This is a genomic window from Thiomicrospira sp. ALE5 (assembly GCF_900112445.1).
GTDB lineage: Bacteria > Pseudomonadota > Gammaproteobacteria > Thiomicrospirales > Thiomicrospiraceae > Thiomicrospira.
The window spans coordinates 1,328,623-1,345,351 of the sequence record NZ_FOYY01000003.1; the positions used below are offsets into that span (position 1 = coordinate 1,328,623).

The following is a 16,729-nucleotide window of genomic DNA, read 5'->3' on the forward strand; positions in this document are numbered from 1 at the left end:
GACTATGAAGTTGATTAACGCATTACAAACTATTTCAGTTGGGTGTAAACCTGTCTTTTTTCCTGCTGTTGGCTTACTGCTTACTCTGTTAACCTTAACCCTATTAGTGCCAGAAAATATGGCGCAATTTTTTACAGCAAGTCTGGCAGCGGCAACGCAAAACTTTGGCTGGGTATTTATTTTAGCCGTCGCCTTTTTTCTAATTGGTCTGCTAGTCATTGCATTTTCATCATGGGGTCAAATACCTCTTGGACCCGATCAAACCGCTGCTAAATATCCTTTTTGGATCTGGTTAGCAATGATCTTTTCAGCTGGTTACGGCATAGCCTTGTTGTTTTTTGGGGTAGCAGAACCGGTTATGCACTATTTAAACCCACCCTATTCCGATACTTCAGCTGACCAACTTGCTCAGCAGTCAATGCAAATTGCTTATTTTCATTGGGGTTTTCATATTTGGGCTATTTATGGTTTAGTTGGATTAAGCTTGGCTTATTTTAGTTACCGTCACAAGCTTCCTTTAGCATTACGGTCTTGCCTTTATCCATTAATAGGCCAACGTATCAACGGACCCATTGGGCATGGTGTTGATGTTATTGCTATCCTAGCAACGACGCTTGGCTTAGCTACGACCCTAGGACTATCCGTTAGCCAAATTAATGCCGGTCTCAATAGTATTTGGCCGAGTATCCCGCTTGCAACAGGCGTTCAAATTAGTGTTATTTTAATTTTAACGTTATTTGCAATGTTATCTGTCGCAGTGGGTTTAGACAAGGGTATCAAGCGTTTATCAATTATTAATATGAGTCTCGCTGTATTTTTGTTAACTGTTGTAGCTTTAGCTGGCCCTACCTTAATTATCTTAGAAAGATTTATTGAAAACACAGGGCTTTATCTTAGCGGTTTAGTTGCTAGAACCTTTAATTTACAGGCTTACACCAGTTCAGATTGGTTGGGTAATTGGACCTTGTTTATTTTTGCTTGGACTATAGCTTGGGCACCTTTTGTAGGTTTATTTATAGCTAAAATCAGTCAAGGACGCACTTTAAGAGAGTTTGTTTTTGGTGTATTGCTAGTGCCGGTTAGTTTTACTTTTTTATGGTTTTCAGTCTTTGGTGATACGGCCCTATTTTTGATCGGTGATCATGGTTCTCAAGTGCTGGTCGATCAAGTACAACAAGATTATAGTCTTGCCTTATTTGCTTTATTTAGTGAATTACAATTGGGCATTTGGATTTCTATCCTTGCCATGTTGTTGATTATGACATTCTTTATAACATCAGCAGATTCGGGTGCATTAGTCTTAGCCAGTTTATCAAGTGGCGGTGATGCTGAAACACCATTGTGGCAGCGACTATTTTGGGCAGGCCTGCTTGGAGCAATAGCTTCTGGCTTATTATTAGCTGGTGGACTCGGTGCTTTACAAACAGCATCCATTTTAAGTGCGGTGCCATTTACAATAATCATGTTATTGATGTTAGTCGCCTTATTTAAAGCTTTACAGGCGGAACAGCAGCGACGAGATATGCTTCATGTAGCGTCCCCCCATGCTGACATGCTATCTTGGCAAGCTAGGTTAAAGGCGCTTAAGAAACCGACCACAAAAAAACAATTAGATTATTTCTTTGAACAAACTCTTACACCAACTTTTTACAATATTGCTAAGACTATGAAACAGCAAAATTGGGATGTTGAATTGATAGAGGATCAACAGCAGGGTCAGCTTGAACTAAGAATTGAATTTGATAATAATAGCCAACCACCATTTATATATGGTGTTACTAAACGTTTAGTAGCAGATCAAGGTATGGATGCTTATCACGCTGATGTATTTTTAAACTCTGGTCCACAGGCAATCGACCTTTATGGTTGGGATCAAGAAGCCATTGCAGATGATCTAGTCAAACACTTTGAGGCTTATCTTGCGTTCCAGCAACAATCAACTATAAATTTGCCTTGGCAAAGTTAACGTAAAATTAAGTTTTAGAAGGACTATAAATTGTCTGCTTCAGTATTTGCTTATCCAACCGAAGCTGTTTATGGCTTAGGTTGTGATCCCTTGGATCAGACTGCTGTCTATCAAATACTTAAACTTAAACAACGTCCAGTTGAAAAAGGTTTAATTCTTGTCGCTGCAGATATTAATGCTTTGGCAAAATTTGCTGATGTACTTAATCCGCAATGGTTTGACAGGTTGCAGCAGGCCTGGTCAGATACCCAACGTGCAGTAACTTGGGTTGTTCCTAAAACTCAGGCCTGTCCTGATTGGATTAGTGGTCAGCATAATAGTGTGGCTGTGCGGGTGTCGCATCATCCATTAGTTAAGCAACTTGCGCAAACCATGCCTGATAGCGTGATGGTATCCACCTCAGCGAATCCAGCTAGTTTGGAGCCGGCACGTTCAGCTGCAGAAGTTAAACATTATTTTGGTGAAGCGTTATATTGTGTTGAAGGCGAATTAGGTGGTTTAGCTCAGCCCTCTGAAATTTGGGATGCACAAACTTTTACGCGTATACGTTAATTTAACTTTTTAAGCAAAGGGTTCAGGATTTTTAGTACGACTTGACTGGTAATGCTTGTTAATAATGGCAACACCTAACAATGCAATTAATCCAAGTCCTAATAGCATAAGCGCGGGTAACGCAGCTTGTTCATAAAGGCCTTCACTGCTTAGTTCATAAACCCTTATTGCCAAAGTATCCCAGCCATAGGGTCGGAGTAAATAGGTTGCAGGCAATTCTTTCATTACATCAACGGCAACCATAAAAGCAGCCACAATTAAGCCAGGCTTTAATATGGGTAGATAGATTCGGCCTATTAGCTGTTGTTGATTTGCACCTAAACTTCGTGCCGCTTCAACCATTGAAGGGGTGATGGTATCAAAATGGCTTTCAATCGGTCCATAAGCAACGGCCAGAAAACGTACCGTATAAGCAAGTAATAAGGCTAAAACGCCACTACTTAACCAAATCCCATATCCTGGGGCAATTTTTTCACCCATTTCTATAATCAATAACATAATGCCAACGGCTAATACTGAACCAGGTAAAGCATAGCCAAGATTAGCAAATCTTAGTCCAGCTCTGCTAATTAGTGATAGGCGAGTATGGCGTTTGACAGCATTTAATATAATAGCGAGTGAGACAGTCAGTAATGCGGCGATACCTGCTAGGGTAAAGGTATTACTCATCCAACCGAAATAACGATTATCCCATTCTAGGCTATACGCTTGCCAGGCCCAAATAACGAGCTGAACTAAAGGTAGTACAAAAGCAAGGAAAACTACTAGGCTAATCGCGGCAGTGACAGACCAAGCGACGATACCCTTTAATTTATAGGGTCGATAGGTGATGCGATGTCTAGAGTCATAACGCGCACGACCACGACTGAAACGTTCAATAAATATGAGCAAAACCGCAATCACCAATAAGAGTGTTGATAGTTGTGCGGCTACTTGTAATGATCGAAAGTCTTCCCATACGCTAAAAATAGCACTGGTGAGTGTTGCATAATTATATAAAGTGACTGTACCAAAATCGGCTAATGTTTCCATCAATGCTAGCATAGCACCAGCCGCTATAGCAGGCCTGGCAAGTGGTAAACTTACCTTCCAAAATACTTGCCAGGCGTTCATTCCCATTAAGCGAGCACTTTCTATTAGGGCACTATTTTGCGCGTAAAAGGCGGTGCGCGCTAACATATAAACATAGGGATAGAGAACTAAAGTCATGACAATAACTAGAGTAAGACCATAGGCACGAATATCTAATCCAGCCCAACCCAATGTGTCGCGTAACCAGGTTTGAACCGGTCCCGGGAAATCGAAGACACCCAGATATATGAAGCCAATTACATAGGCAGGCAGGGCAAATGGCAGGAAGAGTAGCCATTCAAGTAGTTTGCGACCAGGAAACTCGCAAAGTGAAACAGTCCAAGCGAGGGCAACACCGAGAAGGGTTACGCCTATTGCTACTCCAAATAGTAATAATAGTGTATTGCTAATGATGCCACTGAGTCGTGTCTGATAGAGATGGAGCCAAATATCAGAACTGGGTTCGAACCAACTGGCCAAGATTCGCAACAAGGGCAAACTGATAATTAATATCAGCGCCCAAAAAGCGATTTGCCATGGCGATAATCGTATGAAACTTAGTTTCACTAATTTGCCTTAGTCATAACCGATTCGATCAGCCAATCGAGTAGCTGTTTGTTGCTGTTGCCCTAATATATCTAAGTTGAGTTGATCTTGAATAAAGCTACCCCATGCCTGAACCTGTTGATCGATTTCTGTATTAGGTTTAGCAGGGTATTCACGATTAAGGGCACCAAAAATTTGTTGTGCTTCCTCGCTCGCTAACCATTCTATCAGTTGTCTAGCGCCATCCGGGTTCTTAGCATGCTGAGTTATCCCTGCTCCAGATACATTAACATGGGTGCCTGTTGTATTTTGATTAGCCCAAGCTAATGCTAAAGGTGTATCAAGGTTTTCGGCTTCTAAACGCCCAAAATAATAGGTATTAACTAATCCTACATCACATTGTCCGGATAAGATAGCATCCATCACGTTAGCATCCCTTGCATGTGGTCGTGCCGCTAAGTTATTAACCCAACCCTGAACAATTTGTTCGGTAGTTTGTTCGCCATGGTGAGCAATTAAACTGGCTAGTAATGATTTGGTATAGACTGAACTGGACGAGCGCAAGCATAAGCGCCCTTGCCATTTAGGATCAGCAAGGCTAGCGTAATCTGTTAACTCGGCTGGATCAATCCGGTCTTTGTGATAGACAAAGGTTCTGGCACGAATTGAGAGTCCTGTCCATAAATCATTGGGATCGCGCAAGTGAGCAGGTATGGTGTCGTTAATAAATTGACTATTGAGAGGTTGTAGTAGACCTTGGTCAGCAGCATACCAGAGATTACCTGCATCAACGGTAATTAGTACATCAGCTGGCGTTTGACGCCCTTCTGCTCTAAGACGTTCAACAATAGCGTTAGCATTGCCGGTTTGAAATTGTACCGGAACCCCTGTTTCTTCGGTAAAGCGTTCAAATAAAGGTCTAATCAAGTGCTCAGCACGGGCACTGTAGACAACAACAGGTACATCAACAGTGACACCTGGCGTGTTATCGTCATCACGACTACAGCCCGTTATGGTTATGAACCCAATTAAAATAGCGAGTGATTTGATGACTAACCATGGTTTTTTCATGGGCTTTCCTTGTCAAACTAGTTTGGTTAAATTAAAAAAACGCCGATAACGGCGCTTTTTTGATGTTATGTTGCTTATTTTAAGCGGCTGTATCAATCCAAATGTTTCGATAGACATCATTTAATGCCGCGTAGCGGTCACACATAAGCTCAGCTTCCCGTTGTGTATGTGTAACCAAGATAGCAGCCGTTTTTTGTTTTTTAAGCAGTTCTCTTATTTCAACGGCAAGGTGTTCACTTAATGCTTTATCTAAGCTAGAAAAAGGTTCATCAAATAAAATTAAGCTAGGCTTAGGGGCCAAAGCACGAGCTAATGCGACACGTTGTTGTTGACCACCGGACAGTTCGTGTGGGTAGCGATCTTCCATGCCGTCTAAACGAATTAACTCAAGCAACTCTTGAACGCGTTTTTGTCGCTCTTTTTTATTTAGTTTAGTTAAACCAAATGCAATATTGCCAGCAACGGTTAAGTGTGGAAACAGTGAATTATCTTGGAAGACCATGCCAACGCCACGCTTTTCTGGTGGCATAAAACACTGACAATCACACAAGCAGGCATTGTTAAGGCAGATTTCACCTTTGGCTAGCTCAACAAAACCTGCGATAGCACGTAGTAGTGTGCTTTTACCGCAACCACTAGGCCCAAGAATGCCAACTATTTCACCCGCCGCAATGTCTAGATTAAATTGATCTAGAATTGGCGTCTGATTGTATACAACCTGAATATCACTTATTTTTAGCATAAAATCGCCGTTAATAAAAAGTCTATGTTGCTAATTTAAGCTAAATGATAGTAACTTGCAATAGTGAAATACATTTATTTATTTTATGACCGAATGCATTTTGGTTAAAAAAAGCTATTTTCTTATTTACTGCTAAGTTGGATAGAGTTCTGCTAAGGCTTTAGTGGCTATTTTGCTGCTTGATTGATTTGATTCATGCCAGTCCAAAATAGCATAATAAAGCTGCTCAGTGGTGTCATTTAATTGTTTATCATCCGGTAGCTGTGCGCCGTATTTTAATGCCTCATGGCGTTGTAATGCTTTATAGAGTTTAGGTGCCTGGTGTGGCATTGTTGCTATTTTTAAGCCTTGTAGTTGCCACCACTTTTTCAACCATAAACCTTGTTCTAAAACACTAAGCGCTTTAAATTTTTCTAAACTAGGCATTTGGCTAGTTTTAGGAGGTGTGTTAGATAGATCGGTTTTTTGTATTGGATGCTGATTAAGTAACAGACGTTGGCGATACCAAAGACCAAGTGTTCCAAGCCATAAAATCAATAGCATAGCGGATAAAAATGGCCAGTAAGACCCAGTAGATGATTGATCAGATAATCCCTCCGGTACCCATTCGGGTAAAGGTGTATCGGTTACATCACCTGGTAAGACCGTAACCTTTCGTGCATTTATACGTGTATATTCAAGACTATCTGTGACTGTATTCCACCAAGGTATGCTGATTTCAGCTAATTCAATCTCGCCTGGCTGCTGAAATACAGCAGTAAACACTTGTTGCTTACTGCTGCTAATACCTCGTTGACTGGTATGTTGGTTTTGACCGGCAGGATCGGCATATATTCGCACGCCCGGCTGTTCTTCAAATTTTGGATTAGGTAGTTGACTGGCTTGCAGTCCTATTGCTTCAATTGTTAAGCGACGACTTAGAGTATCACCGACTTTAAAAGCACCGGTAATTTGCCAATCCTGTTTAAGGTTTATTTGGCGAGCGGGTAACCAGCTCGCATCAATAGGAAAACTATCAGGTATGGGTTTCACATTTAGCGTAACACTGTTTGAACTTGCTTCAAATAATTCTATCTGGCGTTGTCGTAGTAGTGCACCTTCAAAATTCATGGGTTGAATAGTGAGGTCACCACTTTTTTGTGGATAAATTGCATAAACCCATTCTATTACTCGATAAAGTCGGTCATCGACTAGGGTTTCAAATTGATTTTGATTGACTATACGTTCACTTAAGAAGTCATTAAATACTGGCATATCTACGGATCCGCGACGCAAAGAACCCAAATAGTGAAGTCTCAAGGTATAGAGCACCTCTTCTTGAATATAGGGAGTATTGCTTGATATTTCAGCGGTCATAAAGGTAATGGGATAATCTGCAGCTAGCGCTGGTAAATCAAGCACTTCAACGGATAAGGCATTACTTTTTATGTCTTCAACACTAAAAGATGGAATATCGATAACACCAGTGCGTTTGGGCATTAAGGCAACCTCCCATAGTGTGGTGCCCGTCGGGGTGCCATTTATTACGCGTAACTGGCTAGATGCTTGACGACTTAGAATTTCAAAATCATCCATTAATACGGAAAAATCCGGTCCACGCGTGGTTGTTTGAAAATTTGCGAGAACACTAATATTAACCACGTCGCCTTTATTAACTTTTGCCGCCTCTAGTTCTGTTACTAGCATCCGATCAGACCAATTTGCATAGGTCATAACAGGTATCATTAACATACTCAGAATAAAAAATAGTCCGAGTTTTACCATGTTTTACCCCCTTCATTAGTCGAGCTAGACCGTGATTCTTGTTGCGTTTGATATTGAAATTTTCGTTGTAAAAAACGCCCTGGATTATCTTCTATTTGGTTTAACCAAGCTTGGTTAGACTGTTCACGTTCCCGCATTTCACGAATTTGTTGCGGGTCAAATGATTGACTAGCGGGTAAGTCACCTTCTTCCGAAAGGCTATCATCTTCTGTTTCATTATCATCTTGTTGTTCTTCCCGAATAAGACCAGGGTCTATTTCTTCTCCAGCTTCTGGACGGCCATCTGTTTCACCTCGGCTATCTTGGTTTTCATTACGGTCACTGCCGGTTTGTTCATTAGATGAACCCCCTTCTTGGTTGGTATCATCGTTTGCTTGGCTATCATCTTGATTCGTTTCACCGTCGTCGCTAGAGGATTGACCGCCACCGCCCTCATCCTCGCCATCGTTATCATTTTGACTAGGAATAGGAATATCAGCTTGAGGTTGAGCTTCGGGTTGTTGATCAAGAAGTTGTTGCACTAAGTCACGGTTATGTTGTGCTTGTTCGAATTCAGGTTGTTGCATTAAAGCGCGATCATAGGCTGCAAGGGCGTCTTCTAATTGTCCAGCCAGCGCAAGACTGTTTGCTAAATTGTATTGTCCTTCTGCACTGGTATCCTCGGCAAATAATTCTGCTGCTCGTTGATAACCACCAATACGATATAAACTGGCCGCATGCCAATTGGCATCATTGAATTCACGTTCTGCAGTAAGATAATCTTGGCGTAACCAGGCCTGGTAGCCGCGTTGATCGCCGGTCATAAATATGGGCGTTAGACGCTGTAACCAATTTGGTTTGGGTTGATCAAATGGTTCGTCATTTGCTAGCGCTAAATTTGGTGTTGTAAAACTCATTAATGAGCTCAGTAGGAATATAGCGGTTAGATTCATTAACCAACCACGACGAATAGCAAACATGGCTAAAAAGATTAAAATTAGTGCAAAATAGATCCCAAAATCAACAGGATGATTAACCTGTTGGCTAGTATCTGTTTGTGTTGATCGAGCTGTGGGGGCAGCACGAGGCAACAAACTGCGCAAATCTTCATCATCGAGCCGAAGCCTGGCATAACTGCCGCCAGTTTGTTGTGCAATTTGTGCCAGTCGTTTTTCTGGAACAGGGGCAACCACGAGTTCATCTTGAGCATTCCTTAATAGACCATGCTTTGGATGGTGAATAACGCCCCCTTGTTGTGTTCCAACACTCATAATACTTAGCTGAATATTGTTTTGATTGATTAGGTTAACTATGGCATTAATTTCATCGGGTTCAACATCATCGGTTAACCAAATAATATGACGCTGATTGATATGGTTTTGACTTGTCAGCATTGAGGCTGCCACTTCAAACGCCGAAACCGCGTCGGCACCTGGCCTTGGCATAATACTGGGGGTAAGATGCGGTAATAGATTGAGTAGTGTTGTCGGGTCTTGAGATAATGGCGTAATAATATGTGGCGTGCCAGCGTAGGCTATCAAACCTAGCTGCAACTCTGGGTTTTGGTTTATTAAATCAGTTAACTTAAATTGTGCTCGTGAAATACGGTTAGGGTTTAAATCATCAGCATACATGGATTTTGATAAATCTAATAAAATAATACTTCCAGTACTATTGGGCTGAGCTGGCAAGCTATGACTTTGCCAACTAGGTCCTGCGAGTGCGATTACGCCAAGTATCCAAATTAATAACAATCCGATTAGGCCCATGGGTACTGATTTTTTGTTGGATTGGTTGGTGCCAAGTAGCCAGGGTTGAAACTTAGGTTCAATAATAGTTTGCCAGTCGGAGCTGTGGTTTACTCGACGAAAATAGAGTACCCATAAAACAAGGCTAGGAATGATCGCAAGTAGCCACCAAGGCCGAATAAACATAAATTCGTTAAACATGGTTTAACTCCGGTTTAATCAGTCGATAGCCGGCAAAAAACCAACTTAATATTAAAGCTAGACCTAGCGGCCATATAAAAAGTTCATAGCGAGCACGGTAATGGTTGAGTTCAAAAGTATTGGCTTCAAGCTCGTTGATTGCTCGGTATATATTTCTAAGTGTTCGTGCATCACCTGCCGCAAAGCTTTGTCCACCTGTTATGTTAGAAATCGTTTCTAGGGCTTCAAGGTCAATATCAAATGCACTGCTTACGGGTCGTCCTGATGTTGAGTCAACATTACCAAAGGCAATGGTATGAATAACTAATCCCATTTCGGCGGCTTTTTCAGCGGCATCTATTGGGTCAAGATAGCCATCATTATTGGCACCATCTGTTAGAAGAACCAATACCGCTCGATCATTTTGTTGTTCACTAAGGTGTTTTATAGCCAGTCCAATTGAATCACCAATTGAGGTGGTATTCCCTGCCATGCCGACTTCAGATTCCATCATTAATTGGTTAATCGCCTGTAAGTCATAAGTAAGTGGGCTGACTAAGTGTGCTTCGGTTGAAAACACAATTAAACCTAATCTATCGCCTTGTCGTTGACTAATAAACTCATCCATCACGCGTTTCAGCGCGATTAAACGATCCACGCGTTGACCTTGCCAGGTCATATCTTCATGTAACATAGTGGGTGATATATCGACAGATAGCATCATATCGCGGCCACTGGCTTCAAAGGGTGTGGGAGTGATATACCAAACAGGCCGCATTGCTGCAAAAATTAGCAATAACCAAACTAGGATAAAAAAAAGTTTTATTTGCCAACTTAAGTTGTTTTTATCTGCGGTATCTATGACGTGTTGACCTGGTTTAATAAAGTTTTGCAGTCGCTGACCAAGTGTGGGTGCCATGAGAGGTTGTTGATCTTGCGCCGCAGCCTTTAAAAAGCGTCTAATTATCCAAGGCAAAGGTGCTAAGACAATAAGCGCTGGCCAAATGAAGTGAAAAGCACTGAAAAGTTCACTTATCGCGCTCATAGATGGTGTTCCTTAATCCATTGTTGCGCGTAATCTATCAGTCGTTGACGCTCTGCAGCACTTAGTTTGTTTTCTTTTGCGTAATATTGCACGAGTTGACCAATATTATTGGGTTGCGGTATAAATTGTGCTTTGTCATGTAAAAAGTTTAACCAGGCTTGGTCAGTTAAGGATGCGACTTGGTGTCGTCCATAGGTCGTAATCGCAACTTGTTTTAATTTAGCATTAAGTTGTTGCATCAGTTGCAGATCGTCATCATATTCAATGAGTTTTTGTATATCCCTCAATGCAGTGCGTCTATAACTATGTTGTTGATATCTATGCCAAAAATAGACTATAAGACCAATAATAATGCCCAGTATTATAATCAGCATAGCCCAAACGCTGCCAGCAAGCGGCCACCAACTAATCGGATCTGGCAGAATAATGTCATGTAATTGTTGTGCCAGCGGATTTTCGAAATGTTCAGGTTGGTTCAAGTTCATTTGCGCAACCATCCCATTTTGAGTAACTGGTTTAAACTGGGTTGTGTCGTTGTTAATTCAGATAAGCCACTATTTATGACACGAAATTTTTGTTTTAAAGTTAACCAGGCCTGCTGATAGTGTTGTTGATAAGCGTGGCGTGATTGAGGTGTTCGAGTATCTAAATTGAGTTCTCCGTTGCCATCAAATATTTTGAGCAGGCCTGCTGACGGAATGGATTTCTCCAGCGGATCCGTCAGGTGTAGTCCATCGATAGAGGCATGGCGGGCGAGTTCATTTAGTTTATACCATGCTCTTTGATCAAGGTTTAATAGATCACCAATTAAAATAATACGACTTGCTGGATGAGCGAGATTTTTTACTTTTTCGAGGGCGATTGACCAAGCCTGCGGATTTGCTTGCCCTGGGCGGCTAATTTTATGTTGTTGTAGGGTACCTTCATTAAGTAGGCCATTAAAGCTTTTTGTCTGGCGTTTCGGTTGAAACCACAATTGGCGGTCGCCACCAATAACACAGCCACCCACGCGATCACCTTGATTAAGTGACGCCCAGCCTAATTGGGCACAGGCATTCATGGCCAACACTGTTTTAAATTGCCCTTTACTAGCAAAAAGTAGGCTAGGACTTTGTTCAACTAAAAAAATAATCGGCCTTTCGTGTTCCTCACTGTAGAGTTTGGTGTGGGTTTTTTGAGTGCGTGCGCTGATTTTCCAATCAATATGACGTAGATCATCGCCAATTTGGTAGGGGCGCACTTCATTAAACTCCATTCCCCGCCCTTTTCTGGGTGTGGCATGTTGACCGCCGTTAATCGCAATAATATTTTGGTGATGGCCTAATTTTAGGTGTTTCACGTGAAACCGCCATTTAATGAGGTCAGCTACCTGACTGGATAAACAGGGATCATAGCTTGTGTCCATTTAAACGACCGTAACCCACTCAAGAATGGTATCAATACATTGTTCGACGCTAACTCCATCGGCTTCAGCATCGTAGCTTAATAGCAGACGATGACGGAACACGTCATGAATGACGGCTTGAACATTTTGTGGGCTAACAAAATCCTGACCGTGTAACCAGGCCTGGGCACGTGCACAGGCTGAAAGTGCAATAGTGGCACGAGGACTGACACCATAGGCGATGTTTTTGGCTAGGTCGGCTGAATATTTGTTGGGTTGGCGCGTTGCCATAACCAGTTCAACAATATAGTCTTTAACTGAGTCTGCCATGTGTAAACTCAGAATGGCTTGTCTGGCATCAAATATAGCCGACTCACTGAGTTCTAATGCAGCGTGCTGTTGTTCCGTATCACGGGCTTCGCTTTCCACTAGGTCCAATATTTGGCGTTCACTATCGCGCTGTGGATAGTCAATTTTGACTTGCATTAAAAACCGATCGAGTTGCGCTTCTGGTAAGGGATAGGTGCCTTCTTGTTCAATTGGGTTTTGGGTTGCCATGACCATAAATAATTTCTTCATTGGTAGGCTTTGTTGACCGACACTTACTTGCCCTTCGCCCATTGCTTCTAGCAAAGCCGATTGTACTTTCGCTGGTGCACGGTTAATTTCGTCTGCAAGGATGATGTTGTGAAATATGGGTCCAGGTTGAAATTCAAACTGGTGGGTTTCGGCGCGATAAATATCTGTACCTGTTATATCCGCAGGTAGTAAATCTGGCGTGAACTGAATGCGATGGAACTCACCTTCGATCATTTCAGCTAGGGTTTTGACCGCTTTAGTTTTTGCTAGACCGGGCGGCCCCTCAACAAGCAGATGGCCTTTAGCCAATAGCGTGATAAGTAACCGCTCAATAAGATGGGGCTGACCTATAATGCGTTGGTTTAGGTGTTTTTGTAATTGTTGAAATTCGGTTAAAAGACTTGCTGACATAAGGTTTCTCTTATTTTATTTCTCTCCATTATGACCGGCTGATTATGAATTGCAATTGGCAAATATGAAACTTTCGTATAGTCTCCTTGGGTTTGATTAACTTGCTTTAGTATTGCGCCTGTTAATTGGGATTAGTGGCCATAATAATGGCGCGATGCGGTGCCGGATAGCCTTCAATAGTTTTGTTTGGGTCATTCGGGTCTAAAAAATCGCTTAATGATTGCCATTGCATCCAATCAGTTGCGCGTTGTTCTTCACTTGTGGTTTGATCCAAATCCACGCACTTCACATCTACAAAACCACAGCGCTTTACCCAGTGAATCAATTCATCAACACTCGGAATAAACCACACATTGCGCATTTGGGCATAACGATCTTCGGGTACTAAAAGTTGACCATGGCCTGGTGGAATGACCAAGGTTTCTAGTATGAGTTTTCCTTCTTTGCGTAATTGTCGTTTTAATTCGTAGATATGGTCGATTGGTGAGCGGCGGTGATAAAGCACCCCCATCGAGAAGACACGGTCAAAGTCACCACCAAATTTGGATACCGGTAGTTTTTCAAGCGGTAACGGCAAGAAATAAATTGGTGCATTCGGATTGGGGTATAGTTGTTTGACAACACTGAACTGTGCCATAAACAGTAGGCTTGGATCAATGCCAATGACCAGTTTTGGCTGTTCATCTAGCATCCGCCAAAGATGGTAACCACTGCCACAACCGACATCAAGACACTTTAGATGGGTGAGATCACCGAGATGAGGTTTTAATCTTTGCCATTTCAAATCAGATCGCCATTCGGTATCAATATAAATAGGACCGATTTGATAAGGTCCTTTACGCCACGGCATCAATGCACGAAGGCTGGATTCTAATTTTGCCCAGTCACCTTCTGTCTGTTTATTTTCGTTGTATTTTAAAGTAACAGCGCTAGTGTTTAATGTTGCTTCATTAGATCTTGGAAATTTATCAATATATTCAAGTGCTGTTAGCCAGCGCTCTAAATTGCCGTTGGCATCAGGTTCAAGAGCGCTATCAATTAATGGGGGTAGTTTATCAATCCAGGGCTCCAGTCGGGTATGTTCAAGTAATGGCCAAAGTGTGTCGAGATGATGTTTCACGTGAAACGCCTTATGAAATTATTTAATCGCTAAGAAAGATGCAAACTGAAAATGTTGTAGCCAGGTATCTGCTGCACTAAATCCGACGGCTTTAAGCCTGTTTAGATGGGTTTCGCGACTGTCACTAATCAGCACATTTTCAAGCGATGCGCGTTTCTGACTGATTTCCAACTCAGAGTAGCCATTATTCCGTTTAAATTGCAGGTGCATTGTTTCGAGCTGAGCTTGTATCCTAGCTTGAGGGTTGATTAATTTTTCTGACAGAATCAACACGCCACCCGGAATCAGGCCATCATAAATTCGTTCTAACATAGTGATGCGTTGTTCAGGGGCGATAAATTGCAGGGTAAAATTTAGGACGACCACACTGGCATTCGTTATGTCGATTTCTAACATATCATCAAGCACAAATTCAACTTGATGTGAAGAGTGGTAATTGCCAAGGTAATCTTTGGCTTTAGCTAACATGGCTGTTGAATTATCGACGGCAATAATATGACAGGGTTTGTCCTCTACTGCTCGTCGCATAGCCAGTGTTGCCGCTCCAAGTGAACAACCTAGATCATATAGACGTGTGTTGGGCTGAACAAAAGCGCGTGTTAGTTCGGTAATGCCATTTAGTGTTTCACTATAACTGGGTACTGAACGTTCAATCATGTCAGGGAAAACGGAGGCCACCTGTTCATCAAAACGAAATGATTTTAAGTCTTGCTGAGGCTGGGCAAACAGCGTGTCTTTTTGGGTGGCGCTCATTGTTTTTCCTGCTAATTTAAGTCTGAGTATTATAGATGTCTAGTTGTTTTCGGTCTAGCGTTGGAACTAGCTGTTTGTGTTTTCTGGTTACGTTTTTGATTCGGCGAAATAGGCCACCGCCATATCTATAAAATGACGCACGGTGGTGGTGAGATGTTGTTTATTTGGATAGACCAGTGTGGCAGATTGTAGCGGTGTGTCATACTCCGCTAATAACCGAATAAGTTTCCCTTCGGCTATTTCAGTTTCACAAATAAAGCTTGGTAGCCTTGCAACCCCTATTCCGGCCATTACCAGGGTTTTTTGCATCGGCATATTATTACATTCCACGCGGTGCTGTGGTTCCACGTGAAACTTTTTGCCTGCTTCATTCAAATAGTCCCAGGTGAGCGGTACTTGATTATAGGTATATTTAATCGCCGGTAACTGTTTTAGATCATGAGGATGCATGGGCACAGGGTGTTTGGCTAAAAAGTCTGGCGTAGCGACGGTATAAAAACCATAATCCAACAACTTACGGCTGATCATATTGGAGTCTTTTAATTGCCCCATACGAATAGCTAAATCAAAGCCCTCGCCGACAAGATCGACCAACCTGCTGGAAAAGTCTAATTGTAAACTGACCTCTGGGTAGGTCTGCGCAAACTGCGTAATCAGCGGTTGTAGATGAGATTGACCAAAACTATTTGGTAGGCTAATTTTAAGCCGACCGCTGGGCTGTAAATTATGCTGGGTCAAACTTAACTCCGCATCGCGCGCCTCATTAACAATTTGCCTAGCCTTTTCATAATAGGTTTTGCCAGCAAGGGTTAAACTTAAACTGCGCGTAGTGCGTTGAATTAAACGCACACCTAAACGTTGTTCTAGACGGGTAATGCTTTTACTAATATGTGACACCGCATGGCCTAATTCCGAGGCTGCGCCACTGAAACTTCCTGATTCGATCACCTGCACAAAAATAGTTAGGCCTTCTAAACTGTCGTGATGTTGCCGCATGATTATTCTCATTTAGAAAAAGTATTTTGCCATTTTAAATATTTACTGGCTAAAAGGAAACAGTATAATTTGATACAAGGCTTATACATAAACATATACAAAACTTATACAGTGAGGGTATAATCATGCTAAAAGTAAGACGCTCACGCGATAGAGGCTATGTTGAACAAGACTGGTTGAAGTCTTATCACACCTTTTCATTTGGTAGCTACTTTGATCGTAAGCATATGAACTTTAGAAGCTTACGAGTGATGAATGAGGATTGGATTGCACCTAATTCAGGTTTTCCAACCCATCCTCATGACAATATGGAAATTATTACCTATGTCATAGAAGGACGCCTTGCGCATCGTGACAGTATGGGCAACCAAGAACAAATTACTCATGGTGAAATCCAGTCCATGAGTGCAGGAACGGGTATTACCCATAGTGAGTTTAATCCTGATGACCAGGCGACCACGCATTTGTACCAGATTTGGTTAGTCCCTGCAGAAAAGAACATTAAACCAAGCTACCAACAGATTCGTTATGACCAAGCGCCATCGGGTCAACTTACGTTACTAGCCAGTCAGCAACCCAAAGACGGTGCGGTATTTATTAACCAAGATGTTGATTTGTATCGTGCAGAGCTTGCTAAGGGTGATGAGCTGAGTTTCGACATTAGACCTGGCCGCGGTGTTTGGTTACAAACGGTTCGAGGTGGCTTAGTGGTGAATGGAGAGGCCATTCAAACCGGTGATGCTTTAATTGTAGAGGATGAATCGCAGCTTGCGATTAGCGCCCAAGAAGCCAGTGAATTTTTATTATTTGATTTAGTTTAAA

General features: G+C 42.1%; 15 protein-coding genes. 3 read left to right on the top strand and 12 right to left on the bottom strand.

Going from position 1 to position 16,729, the window contains the following annotated elements; genetic code table 11:
* Window positions 1-4: 4 nt before the first annotated feature.
* The gene (locus BM293_RS06460) at window positions 5-1,966 is read left to right on the top strand and encodes a BCCT family transporter (RefSeq protein ID WP_093447719.1); all 1,962 of its coding nucleotides are present in this window, start codon (window positions 5-7) and stop codon (window positions 1,964-1,966) included.
* A 30-nt stretch (window positions 1,967-1,996) separates the two neighbouring features.
* A complete protein-coding gene (locus tag BM293_RS06465) occupies window positions 1,997-2,518 on the top strand; it encodes an L-threonylcarbamoyladenylate synthase type 1 TsaC (RefSeq protein ID WP_093447720.1) in 522 nt (173 codons plus the stop codon).
* A 9-nt stretch (window positions 2,519-2,527) separates the two neighbouring features.
* Here the strand turns inward: BM293_RS06465 and BM293_RS06470 are convergent, their stop codons facing one another.
* The 12 genes from BM293_RS06470 to BM293_RS06525 all read right to left on the bottom strand — a co-directional run bounded on the left by BM293_RS06470 (window position 2,528) and on the right by BM293_RS06525 (window position 15,907).
* Window positions 2,528-4,156 (bottom strand): ABC transporter permease, encoded by a 1,629-nt coding sequence (locus BM293_RS06470; protein ID WP_093447722.1) that lies wholly within the window; start codon window positions 4,154-4,156, stop codon window positions 2,528-2,530.
* A 9-nt stretch (window positions 4,157-4,165) separates the two neighbouring features.
* Entirely contained in the window at window positions 4,166-5,206 is a 1,041-nt protein-coding gene (locus BM293_RS06475) for an extracellular solute-binding protein (RefSeq protein ID WP_093447724.1), read from the bottom strand.
* Window positions 5,207-5,285: 79 nt separating this feature from the next.
* Window positions 5,286-5,948: an ABC transporter ATP-binding protein gene (locus tag BM293_RS06480; protein WP_093447725.1), complete on the bottom strand. Its 663-nt coding sequence runs from the start codon at window positions 5,946-5,948 to the stop codon at window positions 5,286-5,288.
* 132 nt (window positions 5,949-6,080) lie between these two features.
* Window positions 6,081-7,712: a BatD family protein gene (locus tag BM293_RS06485; protein ID WP_093447727.1), complete on the bottom strand. Its 1,632-nt coding sequence runs from the start codon at window positions 7,710-7,712 to the stop codon at window positions 6,081-6,083.
* Window positions 7,706-9,640: a vWA domain-containing protein gene (locus BM293_RS06490; protein WP_093447728.1), complete on the bottom strand. Its 1,935-nt coding sequence runs from the start codon at window positions 9,638-9,640 to the stop codon at window positions 7,706-7,708. The genes BM293_RS06485 and BM293_RS06490 overlap by 7 nt, the downstream gene beginning before the upstream one ends.
* The gene (locus BM293_RS06495; protein ID WP_093447730.1) at window positions 9,633-10,664 is read right to left on the bottom strand and encodes a VWA domain-containing protein; all 1,032 of its coding nucleotides are present in this window, start codon (window positions 10,662-10,664) and stop codon (window positions 9,633-9,635) included. Before BM293_RS06495 ends, BM293_RS06490 begins: the two co-directional genes overlap by 8 nt.
* Window positions 10,661-11,149: a DUF4381 domain-containing protein gene (locus BM293_RS06500; RefSeq protein ID WP_093447732.1), complete on the bottom strand. Its 489-nt coding sequence runs from the start codon at window positions 11,147-11,149 to the stop codon at window positions 10,661-10,663. Before BM293_RS06500 ends, BM293_RS06495 begins: the two co-directional genes overlap by 4 nt.
* Window positions 11,146-12,003 carry a DUF58 domain-containing protein gene (locus BM293_RS06505; protein ID WP_234968925.1) on the bottom strand — a complete coding sequence of 286 codons (858 nt, stop codon included), beginning with the start codon at window positions 12,001-12,003 and terminating at the stop codon, window positions 11,146-11,148. The genes BM293_RS06500 and BM293_RS06505 overlap by 4 nt, the downstream gene beginning before the upstream one ends.
* Before the next feature lie 66 nt (window positions 12,004-12,069).
* Complete coding sequence (locus BM293_RS06510) at window positions 12,070-13,038, bottom strand: AAA family ATPase (protein WP_093447736.1); 969 nt, start codon at window positions 13,036-13,038, stop codon at window positions 12,070-12,072.
* A 121-nt stretch (window positions 13,039-13,159) separates the two neighbouring features.
* Window positions 13,160-14,158, bottom strand: a complete 999-nt coding sequence (gene cmoB, locus BM293_RS06515; protein ID WP_093447738.1) for a tRNA 5-methoxyuridine(34)/uridine 5-oxyacetic acid(34) synthase CmoB — start codon at window positions 14,156-14,158, stop codon at window positions 13,160-13,162.
* A gap of 18 nt (window positions 14,159-14,176) precedes the next feature.
* Window positions 14,177-14,911 carry a carboxy-S-adenosyl-L-methionine synthase CmoA gene (cmoA, locus tag BM293_RS06520; protein WP_093447740.1) on the bottom strand — a complete coding sequence of 245 codons (735 nt, stop codon included), beginning with the start codon at window positions 14,909-14,911 and terminating at the stop codon, window positions 14,177-14,179.
* 87 nt (window positions 14,912-14,998) lie between these two features.
* A complete protein-coding gene (locus BM293_RS06525) occupies window positions 14,999-15,907 on the bottom strand; it encodes a LysR family transcriptional regulator (protein ID WP_093447741.1) in 909 nt (302 codons plus the stop codon).
* A 125-nt stretch (window positions 15,908-16,032) separates the two neighbouring features.
* On the opposite strand from BM293_RS06525, the gene BM293_RS06530 reads away from it, so the two are divergent.
* Window positions 16,033-16,728 (top strand): pirin family protein, encoded by a 696-nt coding sequence (locus BM293_RS06530; protein WP_093447743.1) that lies wholly within the window; start codon window positions 16,033-16,035, stop codon window positions 16,726-16,728.
* The last annotated feature ends 1 nt before the right edge of the window (window position 16,729 follow it).

Coding starts and splice junctions, on each gene's coding strand:
- BM293_RS06500 (WP_093447732.1), bottom strand. CDS start 11,149: ATGAACTTGAACCAACCTGAACATTTCGAAAATCCGCTGGCACAACAA.
- BM293_RS06480 (WP_093447725.1), bottom strand. CDS start 5,948: ATGCTAAAAATAAGTGATATTCAGGTTGTATACAATCAGACGCCAATT.
- BM293_RS06460 (WP_093447719.1), top strand. CDS start 5: ATGAAGTTGATTAACGCATTACAAACTATTTCAGTTGGGTGTAAACCT.
- BM293_RS06495 (WP_093447730.1), bottom strand. CDS start 10,664: ATGAGCGCGATAAGTGAACTTTTCAGTGCTTTTCACTTCATTTGGCCA.
- BM293_RS06525 (WP_093447741.1), bottom strand. CDS start 15,907: ATGCGGCAACATCACGACAGTTTAGAAGGCCTAACTATTTTTGTGCAG.
- BM293_RS06485 (WP_093447727.1), bottom strand. CDS start 7,712: ATGGTAAAACTCGGACTATTTTTTATTCTGAGTATGTTAATGATACCT.
- cmoA (WP_093447740.1), bottom strand. CDS start 14,911: ATGAGCGCCACCCAAAAAGACACGCTGTTTGCCCAGCCTCAGCAAGAC.
- BM293_RS06530 (WP_093447743.1), top strand. CDS start 16,033: ATGCTAAAAGTAAGACGCTCACGCGATAGAGGCTATGTTGAACAAGAC.
- BM293_RS06475 (WP_093447724.1), bottom strand. CDS start 5,206: ATGAAAAAACCATGGTTAGTCATCAAATCACTCGCTATTTTAATTGGG.
- BM293_RS06490 (WP_093447728.1), bottom strand. CDS start 9,640: ATGTTTAACGAATTTATGTTTATTCGGCCTTGGTGGCTACTTGCGATC.
- BM293_RS06510 (WP_093447736.1), bottom strand. CDS start 13,038: ATGTCAGCAAGTCTTTTAACCGAATTTCAACAATTACAAAAACACCTA.